8 protein-coding genes and 1 tRNA gene are annotated in these 25141 nt (G+C 68.6%); 2 read left to right on the top strand and 7 right to left on the bottom strand.

Features of this window, described 5'->3' with window-relative positions; genetic code table 11:
- Positions 1 to 21 precede the first annotated feature (21 nt).
- Complete coding sequence (locus tag WMF44_RS43940; RefSeq protein ID WP_437296006.1) at positions 22 to 4278, bottom strand: DEAD/DEAH box helicase family protein; 4257 nt, start codon at positions 4276 to 4278, stop codon at positions 22 to 24.
- A 462-nt stretch (positions 4279 to 4740) separates the two neighbouring features.
- Positions 4741 to 5052 (bottom strand): hypothetical protein, encoded by a 312-nt coding sequence (locus tag WMF44_RS43935; protein WP_437296005.1) that lies wholly within the window; start codon positions 5050 to 5052, stop codon positions 4741 to 4743.
- A 342-nt stretch (positions 5053 to 5394) separates the two neighbouring features.
- Between WMF44_RS43935 and WMF44_RS43930 the strand changes: the two genes are divergently transcribed.
- A complete protein-coding gene (locus WMF44_RS43930; protein WP_437296004.1) occupies positions 5395 to 11451 on the top strand; it encodes a hypothetical protein in 6057 nt (2018 codons plus the stop codon).
- Positions 11452 to 11565: 114 nt separating this feature from the next.
- Positions 11566 to 12603, top strand: a complete 1038-nt coding sequence (locus tag WMF44_RS43925; protein WP_437296003.1) for a hypothetical protein — start codon at positions 11566 to 11568, stop codon at positions 12601 to 12603.
- Between the two features lie 27 nt (positions 12604 to 12630).
- Here WMF44_RS43925 and WMF44_RS43920 read toward each other — a convergent pair whose 3' ends face one another.
- The 5 genes from WMF44_RS43920 to rpe all read right to left on the bottom strand — a co-directional run bounded on the left by WMF44_RS43920 (position 12631) and on the right by rpe (position 24970).
- Positions 12631 to 18894 (bottom strand): DEAD/DEAH box helicase, encoded by a 6264-nt coding sequence (locus tag WMF44_RS43920; RefSeq protein WP_437296002.1) that lies wholly within the window; start codon positions 18892 to 18894, stop codon positions 12631 to 12633.
- Positions 18895 to 18913: 19 nt separating this feature from the next.
- Positions 18914 to 22372, bottom strand: coding sequence for an STY4851/ECs_5259 family protein (locus WMF44_RS43915; RefSeq protein ID WP_437296001.1), 3459 nt, complete (start codon positions 22370 to 22372; stop codon positions 18914 to 18916).
- Between the two features lie 158 nt (positions 22373 to 22530).
- Positions 22531 to 22617: transfer RNA gene (locus WMF44_RS43910), tRNA-Ser, on the bottom strand.
- A 173-nt stretch (positions 22618 to 22790) separates the two neighbouring features.
- A complete protein-coding gene (locus WMF44_RS43905) occupies positions 22791 to 24071 on the bottom strand; it encodes a hypothetical protein (RefSeq protein ID WP_437296000.1) in 1281 nt (426 codons plus the stop codon).
- Between the two features lie 185 nt (positions 24072 to 24256).
- The gene (rpe, locus tag WMF44_RS43900; protein WP_437295999.1) at positions 24257 to 24970 is read right to left on the bottom strand and encodes a ribulose-phosphate 3-epimerase; all 714 of its coding nucleotides are present in this window, start codon (positions 24968 to 24970) and stop codon (positions 24257 to 24259) included.
- Positions 24971 to 25141 lie beyond the last annotated feature (171 nt).

The raw sequence follows: 25141 nt of genomic DNA, 5'->3' as shown, positions 1-25141 counted from the left end.
GCAAGGCCGCGGGAGATCCATTTACCCCTCGCCCGCCGTCGCAAGCGCGAGCGCCCAACCGGTGTCGATCCACCGCGTCGCCGCCCGAGGCGTCCCCTCAAGATAGCGCAGCAGGTTGACCCGCTGCTCGTCCAGCCGCCCGCCGTTCTTTCTGACGTCGTCGCGCGCTACGATCACCCACGCGAGATCGGTCAGCGACACCGTTCGCTCTGCAAAGCCGTCCGGGCCACCGTCGATGCGCAGCCCGCCGCCGTCGGCCCGGCCGACGATCCTGCACCGCCGGCCGTCCCGCTCCACGAAGGCGCCCGCGCCGGGCCGCCGGAGCAGCTCCTCCACGAGCACTCGCGCACACTCGCTGCTCCCCGCCGGCAGCGATCGGGACACTGCACGGCCTGATCCCAGGGCGCGGTACGCAGCATAGTCGACATCCGGACAGGCCCAGAGCCCCTCCTGATCGAGGTAACGGGCCACGCCAAGGTATCGCCATCCGGGCTCGCCGGGCGGCCGCGCGAGCACGAAGGCCGTCTCCCCAGGGCGGCGCTCCTGGGCTGGCACCGGCGATCGAATGCGATCGGGCGCGACCAGCGCTCCTGGTGCCTCCAGACAGAAGAAGAGGTGACCGCCGACACGGCCGGTCCGCGGCGGCTCCTCCAGCCCGAACGCGCGGGCTGCGGCCTCGTCGTCCTCGAAGCGCTCGCCGGCGCTCGGGCCGATGTCCTCGGGGCGGACCACCTCGACCAGGAGCGCGATAGGCACTGTCTCGGCCGTGGCCTCGTAGGACGGCCCGTCCGGATTGTCCGAACGGAGCCACCATCGCGACCGATCGCGCACGATCCGCTTGATCTGGTAGGCAAACCCCAGATCGCGATCGGGTATCTGAAGCAGCGCCACCTTACCGTCCAGCGCATCGTACGAGGCGCCGCGCGCAAACCTCATGATCAGCCAGTCCCCGTCGCGGATCGGACGCTTCCCGCCATACATCGAGTCGCCCGCAGCGCGCACCGCAAAGAACCCATCGCCACGCGCGGCGGCGATCGGGAGCAGCACCTTCTCGGCCTCAGGAGGGAGCTCCGTCGGTACGCCGGCGGCGCCGGCCGCCGCGCGCAGATCAGGGAAGGCTATGAGCGCGCCGCGCGGCGCTGTGGAGACCCCTTCGGGGCTCTCCGGCTCAACCCACAGCCCATCGGGCGAGCGGACGAAGCGGACGTAGAACGCCGTTCCAGGCCGGCCGACGGCGAGGCCGAACCAGCGGCGCATCAGATCCGGGAGCTCGTTGCGCTGCGAGCCCACGCGGTGCGCGACGTTGCAGAACTCCTTCATGAAGCGGAAGCGCCACACCTCGCCGTCCGGAAGGCGGACGTCGACGTCCCCTGAAGGGCGATCAGGGCGGGCTGCGCGCGAGGGCAGCTTGAGGATGGGGTCGCGCTTGTTCCACAGCACCTTGGCCGAGAACGACGCGCCGGAGCCGTCCTCGCGGCGGCGCGCGCGGTACATGGCGAGCCGGTAATCGACGAGCTCCCGCGTCATCGCGGCGAAGGCCTCCTCGTCGCCTGGAGGACAGGAGAGCTTCGAGACGAAGCGGTCCCCGTCGAGCGCAAACCAGCGGCGGCCTCGCGCGCCCGTCCACGCGGCGATGGGGTTCTCCTTCCAGTAGCCGACGAAGCGCGGCTCGTCGAACCTCTGGCCGCCGCCCAGCTCGGCCACGCCGTCGAGATCGCGGGAGAGCTCCGGAGAGCGGGCGAGAATGGATTGGCTCCGGCGCGCGAGCTCGATGGTCGAGATCCCGTCGAAGAGCGCACCCGTCTCGAGCAGCGCTTCGAGCGTGACCATCTTATAACACCTGCTCATCGCGGTGTTCTCGAGCTCCCTGAGCCACGCGCCGGCGGTATGAAGGACCCGGAGCTCCGGCGGGCTCAGATCACCCTCGGAAGCCACGAAATCGAACCAGCCCTGGTGAGCTGGCCGCAGCGTGGCAGGCCGGTAGCCCATCCGGAACAGCTCGCCGGCCGTCGGGCGCTCTCCGCGCGCGTCGCGGAGATCGCGGTACACGCGCTCCACCTCGCTCTTCCCGCGGGCAGGAAGCAGGCTGAGCAAGATGTGTTTGGCCTCGAGATCGAGGTCCACCGTGCAGCCCGGCGGCAGGCGCGCGGCGCGGATGCCGCCAAGGAAATCGCGCAGATCGGACGGCTTGGAGCCGAGCGAGATCAGCGTCCGCACGCGGTCGAGGAACACGCGATGATTGCCCACGAAGTCGAGCACGGTGAGGCGCGCCTTCCCGTCCGCGACGCGCAGGCCGCGGCCGAGCTGCTGCAAGAAGACGACAGGAGACTCCGTGGGACGGAGCATTACCACGCGATCGACGTTCGGCAGATCGATGCCCTCGTTGAAGAGATCGACAGCGCACAGCGCGTCGAGCTTGCCGGCGACGAGGTCCGCCAGCGCCTCCTCGCGCGGCGCCGACTCCGGACCGGAATGGACCGCGGAAACGCGAACACCTCGTGCGGCAAGGAAGTCGCAGGCATGGTGCGCGTGCCGGATCGAGCAGCAGAACACGAGCGTGCGCTCCCCCGGGTGCTCCTGCCACGCATGCCACATCTGCTCGAGGCGCCGGTCCGTGTCGATGGCCTTCTCCAGCTCTCCTGGGTCGAACCTCCGGTTCTGGAAGGTGACAGCGCGGTAATCGATCTCGTCCCTGAGGCCGAAATACGCAAAGGGGACGAGCAGCTTCCGCTCGATGCCGGCGCCGATGTCCGCCCGGTAGACGACATGATCGTCGAAGAGCCCGACGACATCCGCGCCGTCGGCGCGCTCGGGCGTGGCGGTCAGGCCGAGCAAGAAGCCCGGCTCGAGGCGATCCAGGATGGCGCGGTAGCTCGGCGCGGTGCCGTGGTGAACCTCGTCCACGATGGCGTAGTCGAAGCTCCCCGGGGCGAGACGCGCGAGGTGCTCGGGACGGGACAGCTTCTGCACCGAGGCGAAAACCACATCGCCGGCCAGCTCATTGGCGCTCCCGGCGCACCAGCCGAAGCGCGCGATGTGGCCCCGCAGGAGGCGGCGGAACGTCCGGGCTGCCTGGACGAGGAGCTCCTCGCGGTGGGCGAGCACGAGGACGCGCGGACGGCGGCCGTGGTGCTCGGCCCAGGCCTCGACGTCGAGCGCGGCGAGGTACGTCTTGCCGAGGCCGGTGGCGAGCACCACGAGCGCGCGGCGGCGCCCCTCCTCCACGCGGCTCCGCTGCAGCGCGGCGAGCGCCTCGCGCTGGATGGGGTGCGGGGGAGGCGGGGGATCGACGGGCTCGGCGTCTTCCTCACCCGGCGGCAGGCCCACCGCGACCTGCCGCGCGCGACGAGCGTAGCTCTCGACCCAATCGGCGGTGAGCGGCCGGGCGCGCGACCACCAGCGCTCGAAGGCGAAGGCGACGGCCCGGTAGGCGTCCGGATCGCGGTGGCGGTCGACACGGAGGTTCCACTCGATGCCGGGACCGAGCGCAGCGCGGGAGATATTGCTCGATCCGACGAACGCGGCGCCGAAGCCCGGGCCCTCGAAGCGCCACGACTTGGGGTGGAACGAGCGGATCTTGCCGGTGAGCGCGTCGACCTCGACCACGCGCGCCTCGAAGCTGCCCCGGGTGCCTTCGGCGCCCGCCAGCGCGGCGTTGCCGCCGGCCCAGTCGAGCAGCTCGGCGAGCGCCGTGGCCTGCGTGATGTGGAGGTAATCGCCGGTGACGAGCCGGACGCGAGCGCCGCGGCCGAGGGCTGCGAACACGTGGCGCTCCAGGACGTCGAGGCCGCTCTCCTGGACGAAGGCCGAGAGGATGGCCACGTCGGTCGCGCGTGCGAAGACCGGCGCGAGGTGGCGCGAGAAGGGGTCCTCGGCGCCGCCGGTCGCGAGTGGCGGGGGTCTGCCGGCGAGGTAGTTCCCCCGGCCCGGGATGACATGGCGCACGCCGCCACGCGGATCGTCCACGTCGCCGCGGAAGCGCGGGATCACGTGGAAGTGCAGGTGCATCACGGTCTGCCCTGCGGCCTCGCCGGCGTTGATCCCGATGTTGTAGCCGTCCGGGTGGAGCTCGGCGTCGAGGTCCCGCTTGACCGTGTCGACCAGCTCGAAGATCGCGGCGCGCTCCTCGGCGGTGGCGTCGAACCACGTCGCGACGAGCCGGCGCGGAACGACGAGCGTGTGGCCGGGGCTGACCGGGAAGCGGTCGCGCAGCGCGAACGCGAGCGCGTTGCTCGCCACCCAGGCGGACTCGGGGGCCTCGAGGAACGGGGAAGTCACCGGCCGGCGGATGGTACTTCGAAGCGGGCGCGCGGCGTCTGCTCGTCGCCGTCACGTACTGCTTCTCGACGAGCTCGTTCATGGCCACCGTCAGCTGTGTGACTTCGCGGCGAAAGCACAGCATAAGCAGGACGTGACCCTCCGAAAGGGAGCATGGCTGGGGATCGACGTTGGCTCATCACGGAGCAAGGTCGTGAACCTGTGCCCCATCGCACCCGACGGCACAGGAACCGTCACGGTATCGTTCGAGCGCGGTCAGGTTCGTGAGGCACCTGGGGACGCGCGATGGCCGGCGAACAACGCGGCAGGCTTCTTGGATCTCGCTCGCAGCACCTGGTTCACCCAAGCGGTCGAGTTGGGTGCCAATCGCCACCCGCATGGTGATTAGCTACAAGTACTCGTGGATCAGCCCCTGACGCGTGGGGGGGTCCGCTTCTGGACGGGGCTGCGATTGGTAGCCGGTCATGCCGAAAGCTCGACATCACCCGTTACCTCGGCCTTGAGCTGCGTCAGGATTTGGTCAAGCTTGCCCGCGCCGTTCATGACCGCAACGTCGAGCAGACAGGTATGAGCGAGGCGGAACACAAAGCGCTGCTGTTGCTCGATCAGCTGCGTGAAGAGGCCGGAATCGTCGGCGTCGCGGTCCATCACGTGCACGACGCTCCGCACGTCGCGGCTCATGGCGGCTACACGCTGAATCTGCTCGCCCCAGCGATCGTGCTCGCTCTCCGGGCCCTCGCCCTCGCGCACGTAGGTGCTCGTGTCGAGCACCACCAGGGGCAACGTGTGCCATCACCGCTGATCGCCAAGGCGGGCCCACGCCCGCGACCAGCGCGGTCCCCCAGCCGCCGCTCGCGCCACGTCGCCCGCCGCTCCAGCCGTGTCGATCAGCCAGTAGTCCCCGCTGACCTCGTTCGGGCAGGCCCCGCTGTTCGGTCCCGAGGAACGGCAGACGAGCCTGCTCGGTGAGGTGGACGAGGGGGAGGCGGCGGAGGAGAAAGAGGTCGGGAGCAGCAGACGTCCTGCTCCGATGCGGATCGTCAGAGCGTACCTGAGCGTACTCCAGGAGAGGGGTACAAATCTCCTGCAACCATGATAGCCTGCGATCTCCTCAGGTTGAAGGCTGGCATGCACGACAATCACGCGAAGCTGCTCTCGACCATCGACGCTCTCTCTTCGGACCTCGAGAAACTCGTGGCAGCGCTGGAAGCAGCCGCTCGAGACGCGCGCATCGGGCGCGTGCCCGATGCATCGGTGGCATCGCTGCTCACCGCAGTATCATCCACGACGAGTGGGATCGTCGAGCGCATCGAGGCATTGACCGAACCGGAAGATCTTCACGGGCTCGACCTCACGCGTCCCGTCGCAAGTGAGCTGCGCGGTGCGCTGCTGCGCGCGAGAGACCGCGAGGTGGCCCGGGGTCGTCAGCGGGAGGAAATCCTCCGGCTCTGCGCCGCCGCGAGGGCCGTGAAACACCGGGGAATTCCCTCGTGGCCGCCTCTCGGGCTCGTCGCCACACACGCCGGCCGCCTCGAAGAGGCCGTGACGGCAGGACGATGGGAGGACCTGGGGTTGCGGTCGCCCCTCGACGACATCCTGCGGCTCATGGACTGCAGCGACCTCTCGGAGTGCGCGGCGCTGACCGAGCGAATCTGCTCGTCGTTTCCCGATGACCTTTTCTCGGCGCTCCAGATCGCGATGGCGGCTCAGGCAAAGAAGCTCGAGCTCGTGCGGTCGATCGCCGGACCGGGCGCAGCGCCTCACGGCGAGGCGCAGGAGCCTTCGTGCGCCGGTACTGAACCAGCCCCTCCAGAGCCTGACGGCGAGGCGCAGGGGCCTCCGTGCGCCGGTACTGAACCAGCTCCTCCAGAGCCTGACGGCGAGGCGCAGGGGCCTCCGTGCGCCGGTGCTGAAGTAGCCCCTCCAGAGCCTGACGGCGAGGAGCAGGAGCCTCCGTGCACCGGCGCTGAAGCAGTCGTTACAGAGCAGCTGGAGTCGTCCGACGTCGGTGCCCCAGCAGCTCCGACACCGGAGCCCGCCGCGGCGTCCGTAGGGGCCGAGTTCAGGCAGGCAGCGCCGCCGTCGCATCGTGGCTCCGCGGGGAAGGCCTCCATGTCCGCCCCTTCCCCCATCCTTGCCATCGGCAACGCTGAGCCGGATGCTCCGGCGATTCCGAGGACGCGACGACATACGGCCCTCGGAAGCCTGTCCCTATCGCACGATGAATTTTCCTCGGCTTTCTCGGATGATGCGCGCCCTCCTGTCGAGAGCATCGCGGAGGGGGAGCGCCGGCGCAAGCCGCGCTCCGCTGCCGCCGCAGTTCCTGCGCCGAAGCGGATGACGCACAGCGTGCCCCCTGCGGCGCGAAGCGCTCCAGCGTCGAGCGGCTCGCCCTCCGTCGCCGGCGCGCGCGCACTGCGGCGCGAGACCGGCGTCGTCCAAGGAGTCGAGGCGAAGGCGCCGGCAGCCTCATGGGCCGAGGGCGCTCCCTGCGCGCTCGGAAGGCAGCCTGCCGAGGAAGTGCGCGTCCACCCGGCGATTGAGGTGAACCCCGCAGGCAGCCCGAACGCGGTGCCCAGGCCGGAGGAGACAGCTCGCGACGGAACGATAGGCGAGGGGGAGCTCCAGACATCCGCGGAGGCCCCCGCGATCCACGCGGCAGTGCCGCGGCTCGCGACCGAGCCGGTGGCCGAGGTCGAGTCGCGTATATGGGAGATGATCGAACGGGACGAGGAAAGTCTTGCGCTGCTGCTCACGCGGCAGCTCGCGGGGCAAGGAGAACGTCCCCTCCTTCCTGTCCCGAGGGCCGAGCTGATCGAGATCGCCATCCTCACGCGCTGCGGCGCCGATCGCCAGGAGCTCCTGACTGCCTTCCAGCAGCGGGAGTCCGTGCTCGTCGAGCAGAGCCTGGAAGTGGACGAGGAGGCCGTCGCCCTCTACGCGGCAGGCGCCCTGGCCGCGCGCGCGCTGCTGGCCACCGGGGGGGAGGTCTCGGCGCTCCTCGGCCAGATCGAGTTTCAGGGACGCGCAGGGATCATGGCCGAGCTCTGCGACGCCATCGTCGCATTCCAGCGCTTCGGCATCGCGCTCACACCCGAGCTCCTCCGTGGTGTCCGGACGCTGGAGGCGGTGGAGACGGAACGGCGGCGTGCGCTCGAGGATCTCGTCGCGTGGCGCGAGACCAACCGTGGCGCGCTGATGCGGTTCGCCAGGGCCACGAACGTCTGGCGCGCCTGGCTGCGAGACGACGGTGCCATCGGGATGACGATCGAGGCCGCACAGCGAGGCGACATCCAGCGCTTGCGCGCCTTCTGCGAGCAGTGGGCCCCGAGTGGCAACCACTGGAAAGAGCAGCTGCGGCGTACTGACGAGCGGCTCAACGGGCCCGGCGCGAGACCCCCGATCGAGGGTGCGGTGGTTCGTCACGACTTCCCGGCGAAGCTGCGGGAGCTGAATCAGCTCTGCGGGCGGCTCGTCGCCGTTTGCGATCGGCTTGAGGCCCCCCAGGGCAGCGAGCAGCTGCAGTTCCATCTTGAGGAGTTCCGGCGGAGGCTGCGAGACGCGCTGCGCGACATCCGTCCGCGCCTCGAGCAGATCCGGGCGGAAGCACCGACCGCCCGGCTTCGGGCTGCTGCCACCTCGGTCAGCCGTCAAGTCGACTGGATAGAGCGCTTCTTGCAGGTGGAGTCAGGCGTCACCGAGCAACAGCTCAACCCTCAGGAAGTGCTGGCCGGCGATTTCCTGCGCATCCCCGGCCTCCGGCTCGACCGGAGCTGGAACGCGATCAACCCGCCGCCGCTCTCCAAGCTCTGTCAGCTCGTGGGCGATGCCGCAGGCGGCGGGCTCTCGCCCCTCAGCGACGTGATCCGCGTCGCTGAGGCGCGCTGCAATATCCGCACGTTGCGCCAGGCGCTAGCCGTCACCGAGCGACGCCAGCCAGCCGATGTCGACTGGCAAGGACCCATGGAGCGTCATGACCAGACCCGGGAGCGCGCCGCTCGCCAGCGCGACGTCCGCGCGCACGAGGTGGAATCGAACCTGGAGCGCGCGCTCGTCGAGAACCTCGTCCCCGAGGGCCATATTGTCGAGTTTCGGGCGCGCGTGGAGGCGATCCGCAACGCCGCGGGGGAAGACATCGAGCTCGACGAGATCCGCGCCATCCTTAACGACATTGAGAAAGACCTGGAAGAGCGCCGGACGCAGCGAGCGAGAGAGCTGAACGAGCGGTTGCTGCGCCTCGAGATCAACTCCTCTCTTCATGGCCGGATCATGGAGGCCATCCAGCGGAGAGATCTGCAGGTTGCAGAGGAGCTGGTCGCTGCGGCCGAACGCGGAGACTCGCTGTCGTCGGACAGCGGCCGTCGAGACCCGTTCCTGGAGTTCTTTCCGCAGCGTTGCCAGGAAATTCAGACCTGGCTCGAGCAGTCCGATGGTTGGACGCTGATTCGCAACGCGTTGCGGGAAGACGCCCCCGCCACCACCTCCGTCATCGATCTCAGCACCATCGACGATAAGGCCCGGAGGGCGTCAACTGGCAAGCTTATCGACGCCTGGCGGGCCGTGAAACGACTCGATCCGGGCACAATCTCGGCTTCGCGTGACACGGGCGCGCGTTTCAGCGAGTCAGTTCGAACCATCCTGCAGGAGCTCGGCTGGCGTGTGCGTGAGGTGCTCGTCACCAGTGCCACAAAGCGCGATAACAGCGCCTGGTTGACCGCCATCACCGACCCAGTCCAGGATCTCCCCCGGTTCGTCGTTCCACACTACGGGTCCCGCGCCGGCGGGCGCTACCGCATCCTGTGCGCCTGGAACCGTCCCCCCGAGGAGACTCTCCTGCATCTTGTATCGAGCAACACCGAGGAGCCGAACGCTCCCGTCATGGCTTTCTTCCTCGGCAGGCTCAGCGAGGCCAAGCGCCGCACGCTGGCCCGGCTCTCCCGGGAGCAGCGCCGGACGGTCTTGGTGCTCGACGATGTGCTGCTGGCCTTCCTCACCGGCGAGCCAGGGATGCGGCTGCCGACATTCCTCGCCTGCGCGACCCCGTTCACGACGATGAGCCCCTACACCACGACGGCCGGGCTCGTCGATCGGGAGATGTTCTTCGGTCGGCTACGCGAGCGCGAGCTGATCTGGGACACGCGAGGTGCGCACCTGCTCTACGGCGGGCGGCAGCTCGGGAAGACCGCGCTGCTGCGAGCCATCGAGCGAGAGCGCCACAATGAAGCAAAGGGTATCATCGTTCAGTGGATCGATCTGAAGGAAGAGGGCATCGGCCACGCACGCAGCATCGACGATATATGGCTGCTCATCGCGTCGCGGCTCCGGCAGTTCAGCATCTGCAGTCGAAGCTCGTCCGGGTACGAAGGGCTGCGTGCGCAGATCCACGAGTGGCTGGGGCGGGATCCCGGGCGGCGAATCCTCCTGCTGCTCGACGAAGCGGACGCCTTCCTGCGCGCCGACGCGACCTCGAGGGCGTTGGAGTACGGAGAGGGTTTCGAGCGCGTATCGCGTCTCAAGGCGCTCATGGATGATACAGGCGGTCGTTTCAAGGTCGTCTTCGCAGGGCTCCACAATGTCCAGCGGACGGCCCGGAACGTCAACAGCCCGCTCGCACACCTCGGCGAGCCAATCTGCATCGGTCCGCTCTTCGGCGGCAGCGACGCCCCAACGGGGGAAGCCAGGGCCGCGCTGAGCCTGGTCCGAGATCCCATGGAGGCGCTCGGGTTCCGGTTCGAGTCCCAGGACCTGCCGCTCCGCATCCTGGCGCACACGAACTGGTACCCGAGCTTGACGCAGCTCTTCTGCCGGGAGCTGCTCGAGCACATGGTACGCACCAGGTCGGACGCATCCCGCGTGCGGCAGGGGCCTCCCTACGCCATCACGGCGAAGGACATCGAGGAGGCGTACAGAGGACAGAATCTGCGCAAGGAGATCCTGGAGCGGTTTCGCATCACGCTCGACCTCGACCGGCGCTACCGCGTGATTGCGCTGTGCATCGCCGCCGAGACGGTGCGTGACCGAGTATCGGGAATCAGCGTGGGGTTCTCGCTCGACTGGATCCGGTCGCATTGCCTGTACTGGTGGGAGCAAGGCTTTCAGGAGTCGCGGACGAACGAGGCTTTCCGTTCCCTGCTCGACGAGATGGTTGGGCTCGGGGTGCTCCGCACGACATCGCGTGATCGATACGCCCTGCGCAACCCGAACGTCCTCAATCTGCTCGGTACCCACGAGGAGATCGACCGCGATCTTGTGGACGCCATCACCCAGGAACCGGCCGCCGAATACGAGCCGGCCACGTTCAGACGAGCCGTGCCTGGCATGGTCTGGCAGCGGAGCCCGCTCACGGCGAGCCAGGAGTCCGATCTCCTGGCGCGAGCCCACGGCATCCGCGTGGTGTTCGGTCTCACCGCCTCCAGCATTCAGGACATCCAGCGGTTCATCGAGCTACCTGTGCCCGGAGCAGAGGGATACATGCTTCGCGACGTGCGGTCGCAGACAGATTTTCGGGCGAAATTGGACCGCCTCACCGACCGCCGCGAAAACGAGTTGCTGGTCGTCTGCGTGCCACAGAATACGCCATGGAGTGAGGGGTGGATCCAGGCAGCTGCTGAGAAGCTTGGCCGCGCGCGCTCGCGTCGCAACTTCATTCGGGTCGCGTTCCTCGCCGACAGCGAGCGCGCGTGGTCGTACAAGGAGCCGGAGATCGCCCCCGACATCGATTTCGGTCACCTGTCTCTCGGGCCTTGGGCACCGGTGGCCATCCGGCGGCTGCTCTCCGATCTGCACGTCAGCGAGGCTGCATGGAAGGTGATCGCCGACGCCACAGGGGGCTGGAGCTGGTACGTGGGCAAGGTGGCCGACGAGCTGAAGACGGGTGCTCCCGGTGGAACTGCCCGCGTGGAGGAGGTCTGTGCCTCGCTCCGACCGCAGTGGAAGGATATTGTCCTTCGCGATCTCTGCAGCCGGGCATTACCCGCCATGAAGGCGATGGCGAGCTATGGGGAGCCGCTCACCACGGCAGAGCTCCTGGAGCTCCTCGACGCCGACCAGAGGAACCCTGTGGTCTTGGAGCAGGTGCTCCGCTGGGCGCAACGTGTGGGAATCCTCCGCGTGGCCTCGGGCGACGCGCACGAGGTCGATCCGGCGTTCCGCGCGGTGCTTCTTCAGAGCTAGCGCGCCGGACGGGCTTGTATGGACGAGATCGCCCGACTCTGGTGGTCCCTCCCTGGACCTTCGCGCTTCATCGATCGGTTGTGCCGTACGTTCCGGAGCGGCCGGAGCAGCGTCGTGCTGGTTCCGGATGTGATCCCATGCAGGCTCAGGGATGCAGTGCGAAGGATTGTGCAGGACCATGAGATCGCCGAGTGGGTGGATCTCGATCCCGCTGCGCTCCGCGGCGGGGCGCCCGCGGGGTTGATCCGCGAGCGATTGCGCCTCGAGCCGAGCATCGTGTCTGCGGTCGACGTCGCTCGATCCGCTGCTTTCATCGGATATCTCGTGTGGGTGGACGGGATTCCGCCCGGTGATTGGAGTCGTTGGAGCGTTTTCCTCGAAGAATACGCGAACGCGTCTCGCTCGAGGGGGGAGCACGAGCGATCCATTTTCTGCGTCCAGGCTCCACCAGCAGTAGCAGGGAGCCTGCCCAGACAAGACGTCGCCCTAGGCATCGAGCTGTGGCGTGACGTCGTGACGCAGCTGGATCTCTTCTTGTTCTCGCTTCAGCTGAGCTCTCTGCAAACCATCGGGGAACGGCCACTGCTCCAGCGGTTGCACGCGGCGCTCGTCTCGGAGCTCGCGGTGTTCGACGGCATCCTCGCAGCGAGGCTCGCGGAGCGCACGACGGCGGAGCTCCTCGATCCAGAGGCCCTGCTCGAGGACTACGCCGCCTCTCGTGGCTGGCACGGGGCTGCCTGGGGCCAAGGCTGGGCGTCCGGAGCGGAGGCAATAGTCGACGGGCAACCGATCCCACACGTCTGCGCGGACCTTGTGAACCGCCGTGAGGCCAGGGCGATCGAGCAGAGATTATGGCGCGCTCAAGTATCGATCCTGTTCCCGGCGATCGAGGAGCAACGGATACGGCTGTTGAGACGCTACGGTGCGTTCGTGCGGTTACCGTGGCGGACCGCCTTCGGGGAAATCCATGACGTCCATGATCTTGAGCTCGGGCACCTGCTCAAGCAACTGCACGGGCGCCATGGGGTCCGATCCGAGCACGCACGGCTCCTCGAGTGCCTGGCGAAAGCGCGCAATGCGCTGGCGCATATCGAGCTCGTGGATTTCGAGTCGATCAAGACGATTGCGGCAACAGGGCTACCGCCACCATGACACGAGGATGCTGGATTGCAGGGGTGGTCAGCTGTTCACGTAGACGACCGCTGGCATGGCGTCCCGCTTCTGCACGCTGTACTTCGTGGCGAGTAGCGCCTTCTGTTGCTCATCGCACGCTTTCTCGAAGGGGAAGGGCGGCGGAGGGTCCGCCTGGCAGAACGAGAGCCCCTGGTCCAGCCGAAGACACAGGATCGCCTCGGGCCAGCGCAGGAGCATCTGCCGGTAGTGGGCGACTCTGTGGATGTCCGTGCCAGCCGTGAAGCGGAGGTTAATCCCGAGATGCCTCAGCGTCGCCTCCAGCATGGTGTTCCTCGCGGCCGGGTCGCGCCAGTCATGGTCGACCTTCGTCGGAGGCCTGTTTGCCCTGAAAGAGCTTGTCGCGTCGACGTTGACAAGCGTCGCTGGTGTGATGCCACCCGGGCGCCTCTGCAGGGCTTTGAGCACCTCGTACAGCAAGCGGGTGGCGAGAGGTGACTTGAGGTAACGCTCGCCGTACTCGACGGAGGCCAAGGGCTCGGCGGCGTCGAGCCGCTCCATGAGCTCTGGGAAGCGGCGCTCGAGCAGCGCCCAGAAACGATGTCCGAAGTCACCGACGGGCCCGTCCAGCTCGTTGTTGATCTTGACCTCGACGTACGTGCCGGGCCGCGGCTTACGCACCTGTGCGGGCGTGAGCGCTGCGCCTGGCGCGGCGGCGAGGGCGACGGTCGTCCTGCCGATGACGCAGCGCGCGCCGTCGCCGGCGAGCCCCCATGCCTCGCCAGGATCCAGGGTTGTCTCCGACGTGACGGCCCAGCGGCTGCTCCAGCTCGAACCGGCGATCTCGACCGCGATCCGGGGCGAGCTACTGGCCGGCGGGAGCTGGTCAACGATCCGCAGGGTTGCCCCGGTCCCCTCCATGATGCTGGCCCAAGTCCCGCTCTCGTCCCACTCGAGCGCCGTGATCGCCTTTCGCGGCACGATCAGGACGACCTGCTTGCTGGTGGACGTCCACCGCAGGATGTGGCGGTAGAGGGGCCAGCTGAACAGGTCCCATTCCTTGACGTCGTCACCGAGGTGCAGCTGAATCCGCTGGGCGTCGAGCCGCTGCGCTTCGCGGACCACGGCGTCGAGAAGCGGCTGGTATTCGAGCGTCGTCGACTCGCCGAATACCTTAAGCTCATCGGGTAGCCGGAAGGCATCGAGTAGCTCGTCGGTGAGCACCTCGAGGGCCTTCCGGCGGTCGAGCCGGTGGGCGTCGTGCTGGGTGTCATACGCCAACAGACACCCGTGGCACGCCTTATCGCAGCCCTGGCTGCACCTCAAGAGCTCCTGCGCTCGCTTGAGGCGATCGCACAGCGACTCTGCGGCCCGCGCCACATACCCCGCACCGCCTGATGCAGTGTCATAGAGAGCGATGGTGCAACGGCGGGGTGCTCCCACCGGCTTGGAGGGCGTCACCGCCCAGCCGATCTCTCGATCCTCGACGCCGAGCATCTCGGCGAGCGCGTGCCGCAGCGCGACGGCGATGGAGGTGGCGGCTATCTCGTCATGGCACGGCACGCGGCTCGCGGGGTTGAACAGCTCGAGCTCAAACACATTCGTGATCTCGCTCCCGCCGAGCCAGAGGCTCGTCTTGATTGCCCAGTCCTTCCGATTCCCATCGCAGAGGGCCTCGCCGTCCTTGCTCTTGCCCCCGCGCAAGCGCCAGTGCTCCTTAAGGTCTGCGGGTATGTTCTCGCCGTCATACGATGCCGCGCGGCCGCAGCGAAGGCACACGGCGTAGCCCTTCTGATGCAACCCGCCGTGGCGATAGATGACCTGCCCTTCGCCCGTGTAACGGAAGCGTCCCACCTCCGGTCGCGGCAGCGCCAGCCAGGGGCCGCTCCCCGCCGAGATCCACGGGTCCAGCGGCACGAGGTAGCCCCGTGAAGACAGATCGTTGTCGGGCCGGCTGAAGAGATCGACCGCGAAGCCAGCCGGTTGAAGATACTGCACACGGGTTAGGTCGGCGGACCCGCAGGGGCACCGCTCGGGCATGAGTTGACGAGATCCTGCCGCCCCGCAGCCTTTGCAGCGCCATGCCCAGCGCAATGCCTGCAGCTCCGGGATCTGGCGGTCCCCGGGCTCGATATGCCAGTTGAGCGTCACGCCGGAGGACTCGTAGACGACGCCGTTCATCACCACACGCGCTCCCGGCGCGTACTCCCGGATGGCGAGCGGCAGTTCGCGGGTCGCATAGCCGCGGCGTCGGCCGAGGCGATCCTCCTTGGTACCGTCGGCCTTGGCCTGGGTACGCTCCTTCGCCTCGGCGTCGAGCAGCTCTTTCGTCGTGTTGACGAACGGCACCACGCCCACCGGAAAGCCATAGGCTGGCAGGAATGCTTGCTCCGCAAGCTCGCGCAGTAGGTACTCACCGCGGTATCTCTTGAGCTGGTTCCAAATCGCTCGCTGCGCCGGGTTCTGCGTCTTCTCGGTCGGCTCACCACCGACCTCCTCGAGCATCCGGCGCAGGGCGTGGTGCTCAGCGCGCCAGCGCTCGGCCATCATCAGCACGGCGTCGGCCGACTCGGCCAGGAGGGCGCGTGGGTCGACGCCCTCCAGGTCAGAGCGCCTGACGATTGCCTTGATTCCATCGATGAGCCACGCGTCTTCCGCGGCGGTTCCCCGCGCCCAGCCGGCAAAGGCATCCGCATGCGCCGCGCTGTCACCGACCTCGTCGAAGAACCAGGAAGCCTCCAGATCCACCTGCTCGGCGCCGAGCCGCGAGAGATAGCGGGTGAGCGCGAGTGCGTTGATGTGACGCTGCACGATCCTTTCGCTCTCCAGCGACACCCGGGGTACGTGTATCGTCGTGCGGAATGGCCAGAGCGGGTTCTGAAAGATCGCCTGGCCGTGCGGCGCGTTCTGGCAGAGGGTCAACGTGATGGCCGCGGGCTCCCGGCGCCGACCGGCGCGGCCGGCGCGCTGCAGGTAGTTCGCCGGGCTGGGCGGGGCGTTGTTCATGGCCACCGCGGTGATCCCGCCGATGTCCACGCCCATCTCCATCGTGGTCGAACAGCTCATCAGGTTGATCGCGCCCTGCTTAAAGTCCTGCTCCAGCCTGCGAAGGCGGCCTGGGGCCTGCTGGGCCGAGTGCTCCGCGACCTGAAAGTACGGGGCGAAGGCGGCGATGCGGTCGCAACGCTCGCTCCAGAAACCGCGCTCCCGGAGCGCGATCACCCGCGGATCCTCCTCGAGCCAGGCCCGGGCGTCCTCCGGGCCGTAAGCTCGCCCCAGCGCGTCCCTGCCGAAGGGGAACGGCAGCCGAGGCATCTCTACCTGCTCGCACGGATCGCTCTGGGCCCAGCGTTCGGTCTGGTAGGGCGAGATCGCGTCCAGCGTCGTGTCCAGCAGGCGCCGGGTCACCGGGCAGATCCACGCGGATGGGACGGAAACGATATCCACCTTGCTGAGATCGAGCTTGTAGTAGCCTCCCTCGATCCGCGTCAGCTCCCGAACGACGGCGCGCCAGGCCGCATCGAGGAGCGCGTTCACTTCACCGCGCGCCTCTACGTCGTCCTCGTCGAGCCGCAGTGCGATCATGAGCATGCGCGCCAGCCTGGGCGGGCGGTTCGTGCCGCGGATCGCTGGCCACAGCACGGTCCTACGCGAGTCGATCGGCTCCGCGTCGGGTACCGCGAGATTCTTCGGGCGGACCGGGGCGCCCATCCACCGGAGGTAGTCATTGTTGACGAGCACCGCCGTGCGGCCACGCACGAGGTAGTCGACGGTGATCTTCAAGAAGTCTCGCCACGCCCGAAGGGAGAGCTCGCGGCGGCGCCATTCCGGCGGCACGTCAGCGTCCGTGATGTTGTCCAGGAAGGAATAATGGAGCGCGGCAAGGCCCATCGTCTCGAGGGAGTTCTGCCGGCGGGGGCGCCTGACGAACTCGCGGTAGATGCACAGCTCCGCGAGCTGCTCCGGCGTGAGCTGGGCGGGAAGGTAGCGCTCGCGGAGCTGCCTTGGCATCCATAGACGGACCGCATCCTCCTGCAGCAGCGACTGGACAGCATATCGCCACGGCACGCGTCCGATCGGGCGCCGCGCCTGACTCTCCAGGCGCTCCAGCTCATCTCGCTTGGCGGCGAGCGTGCCCTTGAGTGCCGGGCGCGAGATAGCGGCGTCTGCGAGCGCTTCGACCGCCGTTCTTGCCGTCTCGATCTCCTCGGCGCTCGGCTGCTTCGCTTCGCGCCAGAGCAGATGGTAGATGTGGCTGCGTGCGTAGTTCAGCTCCGCCTCGAGCTGCGTCCGCGCGGCGAAGCGGGCCGTCCCCTGCCGGCTGTCGCTGAACGTGATCACCCGCCTGCCCTGGAATGGCAGGTCGATGTCCTTCGTCGGCGGCACGGCCTCCAGCACCGTCGGAATGGCCGTGCTCAGGAAGAAGGGCGCCCCCAGCAGGACGGGCCGGAAGAGCTCCCCCGGGCTCTGCTGCCGCTCGCCACAGCGCGCGCAGCGGAGGTTCGCGCTGTCGCCCGACATCACGCACCTCACGCCGCCGCTGTCGGGATCCACCTCGCCAGTGCTCGGGTCGTAGCGGAAGCTACGCTGAAACGCGTCAGGCTCGACATTTTCCGGGGGCTCCCAGTGCCCAATCAGGCAGGGACCTAACCTGCCTCCGGGACGCACCGCGCGGCTCTCGTCGCCTTCGCTCTCCCGGTCCTCGAGATCGGAGAGCCAACCATCGTCGCCGTTCTCGTCGCCCGGACGCGTCGCGGGGACAAGGGTGTACATCCCGCCGGACTCTCGACGGCGACTGACCCATAGATAGTCAGCGCCGCAACCCCGGCAGACGACCAGCTCGAAGACCGCGCTCTTGCACCGCCTCTCGCCGTCCGGGTGGAGCGCGTCGCATTCTTCACGTCGCGCGTCGAACACCTTCCCGAACTTCCACGCCGCGCTGTCGAGTGGTCCGATGCGGCCGGGACAGACGGGGGACGAGCACGCCCACAGGCCGGCGAGGGTCCGGTGGAAGACGTGGCAGCGCAACGGGAGGAAGATCTCGGGATCCACGGCTGGATCCTTCTGATGCTCCTCGGCGCGCCGAGCCGCCGAGGCGCAGAGATCCAGGATCCGCAGGGTCTGATGCATCGCTGCCGCATCGATCACGGCGTCGGGCCCGGTGGCGCTGGCCGCGATCTCGCGGAGCGACATGGCACCTTGCCGCTCGCCCAGGGCCGCGCGCACTCTCCGCGCGCCTGGCGCCGATGCAATGCATTCGAAGCGAGCGCGTGGATCCTGAAGGGCTTCCAGCGCCTCGAGCGGCCCAAGCGCCTCATCGCGTTGCTCGAGCGCCTCCGGCAACACTGGGGTTGCCCTGCGGCCCGGGATCACCTCCACCCGCTCCGGGCTGACGCCCGCGAGGTCTGCGAGGTAGCGCTTCAGCTCGTGCCTCGCCTCGTCACCATCCCCGATGGTCGCCGACGTCGCTACGAAGCGCACGTCCTCGGCCTTGGAGCCGAACGCGTGCAGGACCCGGCGGAGGAGCAGCGCAATCTCGGCGGCCTGCGAGCCGACGTACGTGTGCGCCTCGTCGAGGACGACCCAGCGGAGGAGGCCGCGCGAAGCTTCGATGATCGATGCATCGGCGCCGCGGACCAGCATGTACTCGAGCATCGTTGCGTTGGTAACGAGGATCGGCGGCGGATCGGAACGGAGGGTCTTGCGGGAGAGCACCTCCTCGGGGTGCTTCTGCTCCTCTTGCTTGGGCACCTGATCGCGGGTGTAGCCGTTATAGAGGCAGAACCGCACGGGCCCCGGCAATTCTTTGCACCACGCGCGGAGGCGGTCGCGCTGGCTGTTGATTAGCGCATTGAGCGGATAAAGAAAGAGCGCCCGGACGCCGGACAACCGCCCGGCAGCCGCGGTCTCGCGTGCCAGATCATGAAGAATCGGCACGAGAAAACACTCGGTCTTCCCGCTGCCCGTGCCAGTGCTCACGATGACTGATCGTGGATCGGGGCCACACAGCAGGCTCCAGGCGTTCACCTGATGCACGTACGGGTGTGCCGTCGCCGGGAATCTGGACTCCTGGGCCTGGTCCAACGCCCGAACGACGTGAGGGTGGAGGAGCGCCCCGGAGAGCGCCGCCATGGTGCGCGGATCCTCCTGCCATCCGAAGGTGGCCTCGAACACCGGCTCGGCGAGAAAGCTGCCAGGCTCGCCGGCCCGACGCTGGAGGGTTGCTTGGAGGTGGCGGAGGAGCGGCTCCGAGGCGAGCCCCAGCTGGCTGACGGCCGCGCGAGCGGCGCGCAGGGTCAGCTCCCGGGTCAACGAAGTGAATAGGCGGGGGTCATGCGTAGGGGTCATCGAGGTATCCGCTGTTCCGTGAGAGCGTATCCGCGAGGAGAATGCTGGCTATCAAGGCGTGCGCCTCGTCGAACCAGGTCGGATCGAACCAGCGCAGCCGGATGAGCTCGAACTGCTGATGGGAGCTGAAGCAGATCGTATCGTCGACCGTGGCGCATGCGGCGAGCGCCGGCGCGCTGAGCACGTCCTTCCGCTCGGCGATCCCGTCGGTCTCCGGCCAGAGCCGGAGGCGGGTGAGCGCGCTGCTCGCGGCGGCGTACGGGAGGTTTCCGGTAGGCCACACCGGATCGGGGCGCGAGTCGCCGCCAGCGTGCTCCTGGAGGAGCGCTTGCCGGCACTGCTCGAGCCGCTCGCGGATCACTCGCTGTCCGCCGGGGTTGCTGGCGAGCCACAGAGGTCGATCCCTGGGCGCTGGAATTCCCTGGAATGTCAGCGTCATGGCGTCCACGACCACACCGAGGACGGGAGCGAGAACGGGCGCCTTATCGACGAATGGCCGGAGCGTCTGCGCGAACATGTCCATCGGGTCGAGGTCCTTCCCGCTGCACGCGCGATGGTATGATCTCTGAAATCGCCTGGTGGCGCGAATCCAGACGCGGACCGGTACCAGCGATACCGGGAAGGGAAGCGTCTCCAATCCACGCCAACGGCTCTCCAGCGCAACTGCGCTGGGGCACCTCAGGAGTGCCAGCGCCACTGCTTCCGGAGCCTCTGTGATGCGTGGCATCACCTCGAACGTTGCTGCTGGCAGGACGCCCAGCGTATCGAGCAGTGCATCGAGCGCGCTCCAGTCCGATGCATCAGGATCGCGGGCGAGCTGATCGATGAGCTCTCGGAAGGCGACCAACCGCGCGGATCGCTCAGAGAGATACGTGATCTCGCGAAGGGAAAGCGTTCTCGCAGACCTCGGCGTCCGCGCGGCGACCGGCAGCCGGTTGCCGAGCGTCACACGGAGCGGCCTGAGCCGAGACAGCCGGCCCTCCCAGCCCGTGATGAGCCAGGGACCGCGGGCATCTGGTGGCGGGACGAACCGCCACCGACCTGCCTCGATCCTGGGGACCTGCACCGCCGGTGCGACAGGATCCTCGAGGGGGCGAGCCTCCAGCCGGAGCGACTCGACGGTCGTGCCGAGGCGGGCGAGGCTCCTTGGTTCGAGCCATAGCTCCTCCGCTGAACGATTCAGCGCTCCGTCGTAATGCGCAACCAGCAATCGAAGCTGTGCGAGCTGCCGGCCTCCGTGTGCCTGTAGCGTGAGCTTGGCCTTCGCGTCTAGCTCCTGGGAGGCGCTTAGCAGAGCCCTGATACTGCCGGCAAGGGCCCGAAGGTCGAGCTCATGGCGGCCAGGGCCTACCTCGAGGAGCTCTTCCTTGACGGTGAGCGGCTTGGTCGGATCGGCGTCGCGCGCTTGCAGGACGCCCTCGACGTAGAAGCGACCGCCGGCTTGGGCATCGAGCACTTGCGCGCGCACCCCGACGAGCTGCTCGACCCAGATCGTCGCCTCGTCCGGCAGGCCTTGGCCGCTCCTCGCAAGGAATCGAGCCTCGCGCCTCGGATAAGGCACGTTGACCGCGGTGCTCCGGTTCCCGCCAAAGTCGATGTGGAGCCGGACGCTCGTGGGGGCGGGGCCGCTGCTCTCGAAGCGAAGCTTGAGCTCGCCATTCCCATCCCGCTGCTGCGCAGCGCTCGGCGGCACTGCGCCTACACGGCAGTCGCCAAATCCGTGAAGCACGAGCTCGCCATGGCCATTCGTCCCGGGGATGAGCCTGATGTCGGCTGTCGCCGGCAGGACGGTCCACCGGGCGCGGAATCGCTGCTCGCCGTCAGGCGCATAGCGCACCTCCACGTCCCCGAGGCATCTCTCGTCCATCCGTCGCCACGACGCGCCCACGCCGCGTGGGCGCCACTCCAGGTGGGCCGGCGAAATCGGGCGAACGGGCTGGTCGGTGGCCTGGCGCTCCATGAGTCTGGGAAGCCCTCGCCATACGTCGCCCGGAGAGAGGAGATGACCCAGCCGGCTGCCTCGCGTGTGGTACTCGGGAGCGTCGTCTCTCGACTGAGCCAGCGAGACGACGCATCGAGTCCCATCGCCGATGTCGATCTTGACACGGCCGTGGATCTCGTACGCTTCCCAGCCGATATCGTGCACGCGACCCCTTGAGCTCAGGCCACCGCCAGGGTCAGGGCGCGCGTGCGCGTCGGGCGGCAGGACGAGCACGGCCGCATCGGTGCGGAGCGCTACCGCGCCAGTTCCGGCGAGGCGCCAGCGGCCTTCCTGACCGTGGTCGTCCCCCGCGCGAACGAAGACCCAGGGAACCTCACCCAGGGCAGCTCCGCCTTCGACCTCCGCCGCCGCCAAGATGTCACGCCGGCGCACCGCGACGATCCGAAAGACATCCCGCGCGGCCGACCCGGTTCGCTCGAACGTGCCCACCAAGGGCTCGACGTGCATCGCCCCCAGCTCGCCTTCGCTGGCACGGCTGACCAGCGCCACCGGGGTGAGCACGCCATCCGCCTCCTCGAGGCAGAGCTCAAAGGTGCGGGGCAGCGTGTCCCAGCTCCTTTCGAGCGCGACCGCGACGTCGTGAGTACGCACAATTCGCGGCATGCGCAGCGTGCGCGTGATCGTCAAGCCCGCGTTGCTCGCTGTGAGCATCGTCTCCGCAGCGATGATCGGCTGCGGCTCCTTCTCGACCGCCGCGATGTCATCCATCAGGCCCCGCACGAGGGCCGCCGCAAGCGCCTTCCCCGCGTTGAGCGGGATATGGTTGTGCCAGTCGGGGTGATGGGCGTCCAGATGGGCTACAGGGTCAGCCGCGCCGACCGCAAGCGCCTGAAGCTTCTCCACGCCCATCACGAGCTGCGCGGCGAGCTCATAGACCGACGGCTGCCGGTAGCTCGCAGGCAGATGATATGCATTGCGCTCCGCCAGCTCGCGGAGGGGAGTGTCGCGAAAGATGCGAGCGTCGCGGAGTAAGGCGCGGAAATAGCGGCGCAGGTGGGCGCCTTGCCGCTGAATCAAGCTGAGGGGCAGACCGCCCTCACACGCCAATGTGACGATATAGCCCGTCCGATCGCCGACGCGGAGGAGAGGGCGTTGCCATTGCCTCAGTCCGCGGTGAATGACGTCCTCTCGCCAGGCGTGGGGCTTGCCTCCATGGCCGGCATCCCGCAGGATTGGCTCCCAGGCCCAGGGGCCACCCGTGTAACGGCGGCGCCACCACTCCGCCACGTAGAGGCAGAAACAGGCGGCCTCTTCATCGCCAAGGGTTCTGACAGGGGCACACTCGCGAAGGAGCTGCTCGAGGGCTGTGAAGTCCTCGTCGCAGCAACGGTAGGTATAGAGTGGGCGGTGCGAGTCGAGCGCGACTGCGCTCCGCGCGGCGATCGCGCGGCGTAGGGCGGCGGCCGCTGTCTTGGTGGCTGCGGGGGGGCGCCTGTCCATGGAGGCCTACGGTACGCTACCGTCAGGGATGTCCCGTGGGCAAGCCCGGTTCGACAGCCTTGCTTCTCAGCGGCCGGTGTGCTCCACCGCGAATCAGCCAGGACGCCGGCGAGCGCCTAGCCGCTCACCCGACGGTGGCGTCGGCGCAGCAAATTCAGCGGAGGAGAAGGGATTCGAACCCCTGGTTGAGTTGCCCCAACGGCGGTTTTCAAAACCGCTGCCTTCGACCGCTCGGCCACTCCTCCAAACATCCAGAACGACTCGCTTTTCTGCCTCTTCTACCGCCCCCTGTCAACGCCGCCCTGAGAACCCGCCCCCTACCCTACCCTGCTCCGGGCCGCCCCTGAGCTCTCCGGCCCCGGCACTTCCGCCCCCACCAGCATCTCCCACCGCCCCCACCGCCCTTCGCTCCCTGCCCTTACTTCTCCCTCCCCACCGCCGCCCCCGCCACCGCCCCGGCGCCCTGCCCCCCCACCCCGCCCTTCATCACCTCCGCCAGCCACTTCCCCGCCACCGCGCACGTCCCCACCGCGCTGACCTCCCCTCCCCCGCCTCCCCCGCGCCTCGCGTACGGCCCTGCCACGATCGCCACGTCGCTCCCTCGCGCCGTCCACGCGATCGGCCCGAGCGACGGCCGCTGCTTGCACGCCTTCCCGAAGCGCCGCTCGATCAGCTTCCCCGCCTCTGCCGCGTCGCTCGCGCTGTCGAACCGCAGCCGCCACGCGAGCGCGAACTCTCTCCGCGACGGGTCCTCCGGGTCATCCCGCCGCACCACCGCGAACCGATCCCCTCCCCACCCCGCCGCCGCGCCGATCGCCGCATCGCGGTGGGCATACGCTCCGAACGCGATGCGCAGCGCCTGCTCGCCCATCACGTCATCAAAAACGACGCGGAATCCCGGGCCGAGCGCCGCGGCTGTCGGGACCGCCACCGCGACGGCGGGCTCCCGCGCCGCGAGCTTCTCGGGGTGGAGCAGCTGCTCGGTGGTCTCCGGCAGCGCGCGCCAGACCGCATCCACCGAAGCCCACCCGCCGTCCCGGCGCAGCGCCTGCACGAACGCGAAGCCGTCGGTGTACGGGGCGCCCAGCGACTCCTGCAGCACGAGCGGCGTGTCGCCCACGGACGACAGCGCCGTCGACATCGCAACGAGCCTGCGGAGCATCGCCTCGTCGACCTGGAACGCCGAGCCGACAAGCACGTCGAACATCGCGCTCATCGCCTCGCCCTCGACGAGCGCGTGTGTGGCCGCCAGGCGATCGCTGTCGCCGAGCTTGAAGTCGAGCAGCCTCCCCAGCGAGAAGCTCTGGTCCTGGAGCGCGTGGACGAGCTCGTGCGCCAGCGTCTCCTCGGCCTCGGCCTCGCTGAGATCGTCGACGAGGTACATCGTCGCGTCCTCCGGCTCGTAGAAGCCCGCGATGCGGCCCTCGAGCAGGCGGTACATCCCGGCGGTGAAGTCGTAGTCGGCCGGGATGAGCTCGAGCGCCGCGAGCACCTCGCGCTGGTGATCGAGCACGCCCTCGGGGATCTCTCGCTCCACGTGCGCGCGGACCCGCTCCAGGATCTGCCCGCGGGCGAGCACGCGGCTCCGCACCTCGCGGTGGACCGGCAGGCCCCGCGCCTTCGCCACGCGTGCGAGCACGCGCGCGATCTCGCCGTCGGTCAGGCGCGCCGCGTCCTCGTCGAGCTCGCCCGCATCCACCGGGCCTGCGCCTCCAGCCGATCCTGGCGCAGCTGACGCCGCAGGCAGCGTCGCAGCCGAGGCCTGCGCTCGCGGCGGCGCCGCAGGCGCGGCCGCCGGCGCGCACCCGGCGAGCACAGCTGCCCCGATCAACCCGATCGCACAACGCGCCTGACCCACCGCGGCAGCGTCCTCGACGCGCCGGGTCACGACGGCTCCCTGGCGGGCGCGCGGAGCGCGCGGATCGCCTCGGCATACCGCGCGACGCGCACGTCGAACGGCGGATCCTCGTCCCGCGCCACCGCGCCGAACACCGCCGAGCCCGCGACGAGCGCCCGCGCCCCGGCGGCGATCACCTGCCCGGCGGTCGACGGGGCGACGCCGCCGTCGACCTCGAGCGCGATGTCCAGGCCTGCCTGGTCGATCGTCTGACGCAGGGTCCGCAGCTTGGTGAGCGCCCCCGGGATGAACCGCTGGCCGCCGAACCCGGGGTTGACGCTCATCACAAGCACCAGATCGATGTCCGCCATCACGTGCCGGATCGACTCCTCCGGCGTGTGGGGGTTCAGCACGACGCCAGGGCTCGCGCCTGCGTCCCTGATCTGCTGGAGCGTCCGGTGCAGGTGAGGCGACGCTTCGACGTGGACCGAGATGCGATCGGCGCCGGCGGCCGCGAACTCCGCGACGTAGCGCTCGGGCTCGACGATCATCAGGTGGACATCGAGGGGAAGACGCGTCGCGGCGCGAACCGCGCGGACGACGAGCGGCCCGATCGTGATGTTTGGCACAAACCGGCCATCCATCACGTCGACGTGGATCCAGTCGGCGCCAGCGGCCTCAGCGGCCCGTACTTCCTCCGCGAGACGACCGAAGTCAGCCGACAGGATCGACGGAGCGACGATGATTTTGTCGTGACGCACAGGGTAGCGCTAGCAGGCGTGACGCGCGGCGGCTAGCCGAGCATCCCACGAGCGCGCTTACGGGGAGGCCGGCGCGGCTGCTAGGCTGCGCAGGTCTTCGCGAAGCGTTCGTGTCGTGCGCGCGGACGCTGCAGATCGAAGGCTGGGGATCCGAACCGTTCGAGTGAGGTG

It is taken from the genome of Sorangium sp. So ce426 (assembly GCF_051475585.1).
Lineage (GTDB): Bacteria > Myxococcota_A > Polyangia > Polyangiales > Polyangiaceae > Sorangium > Sorangium cellulosum_B.
Note: the sequence above shows the minus strand (reverse complement) of the source record. Positions and strands in the feature narration are given on the sequence as shown.

What these genes read in the sequence shown, in the direction of transcription:
- WMF44_RS43915 (WP_437296001.1), bottom strand. Translation starts at nt 22,372, where the DNA reads ATGGACAGGCGCCCCCCCGCAGCCACCAAGACAGCGGCCGCCGCCCTA.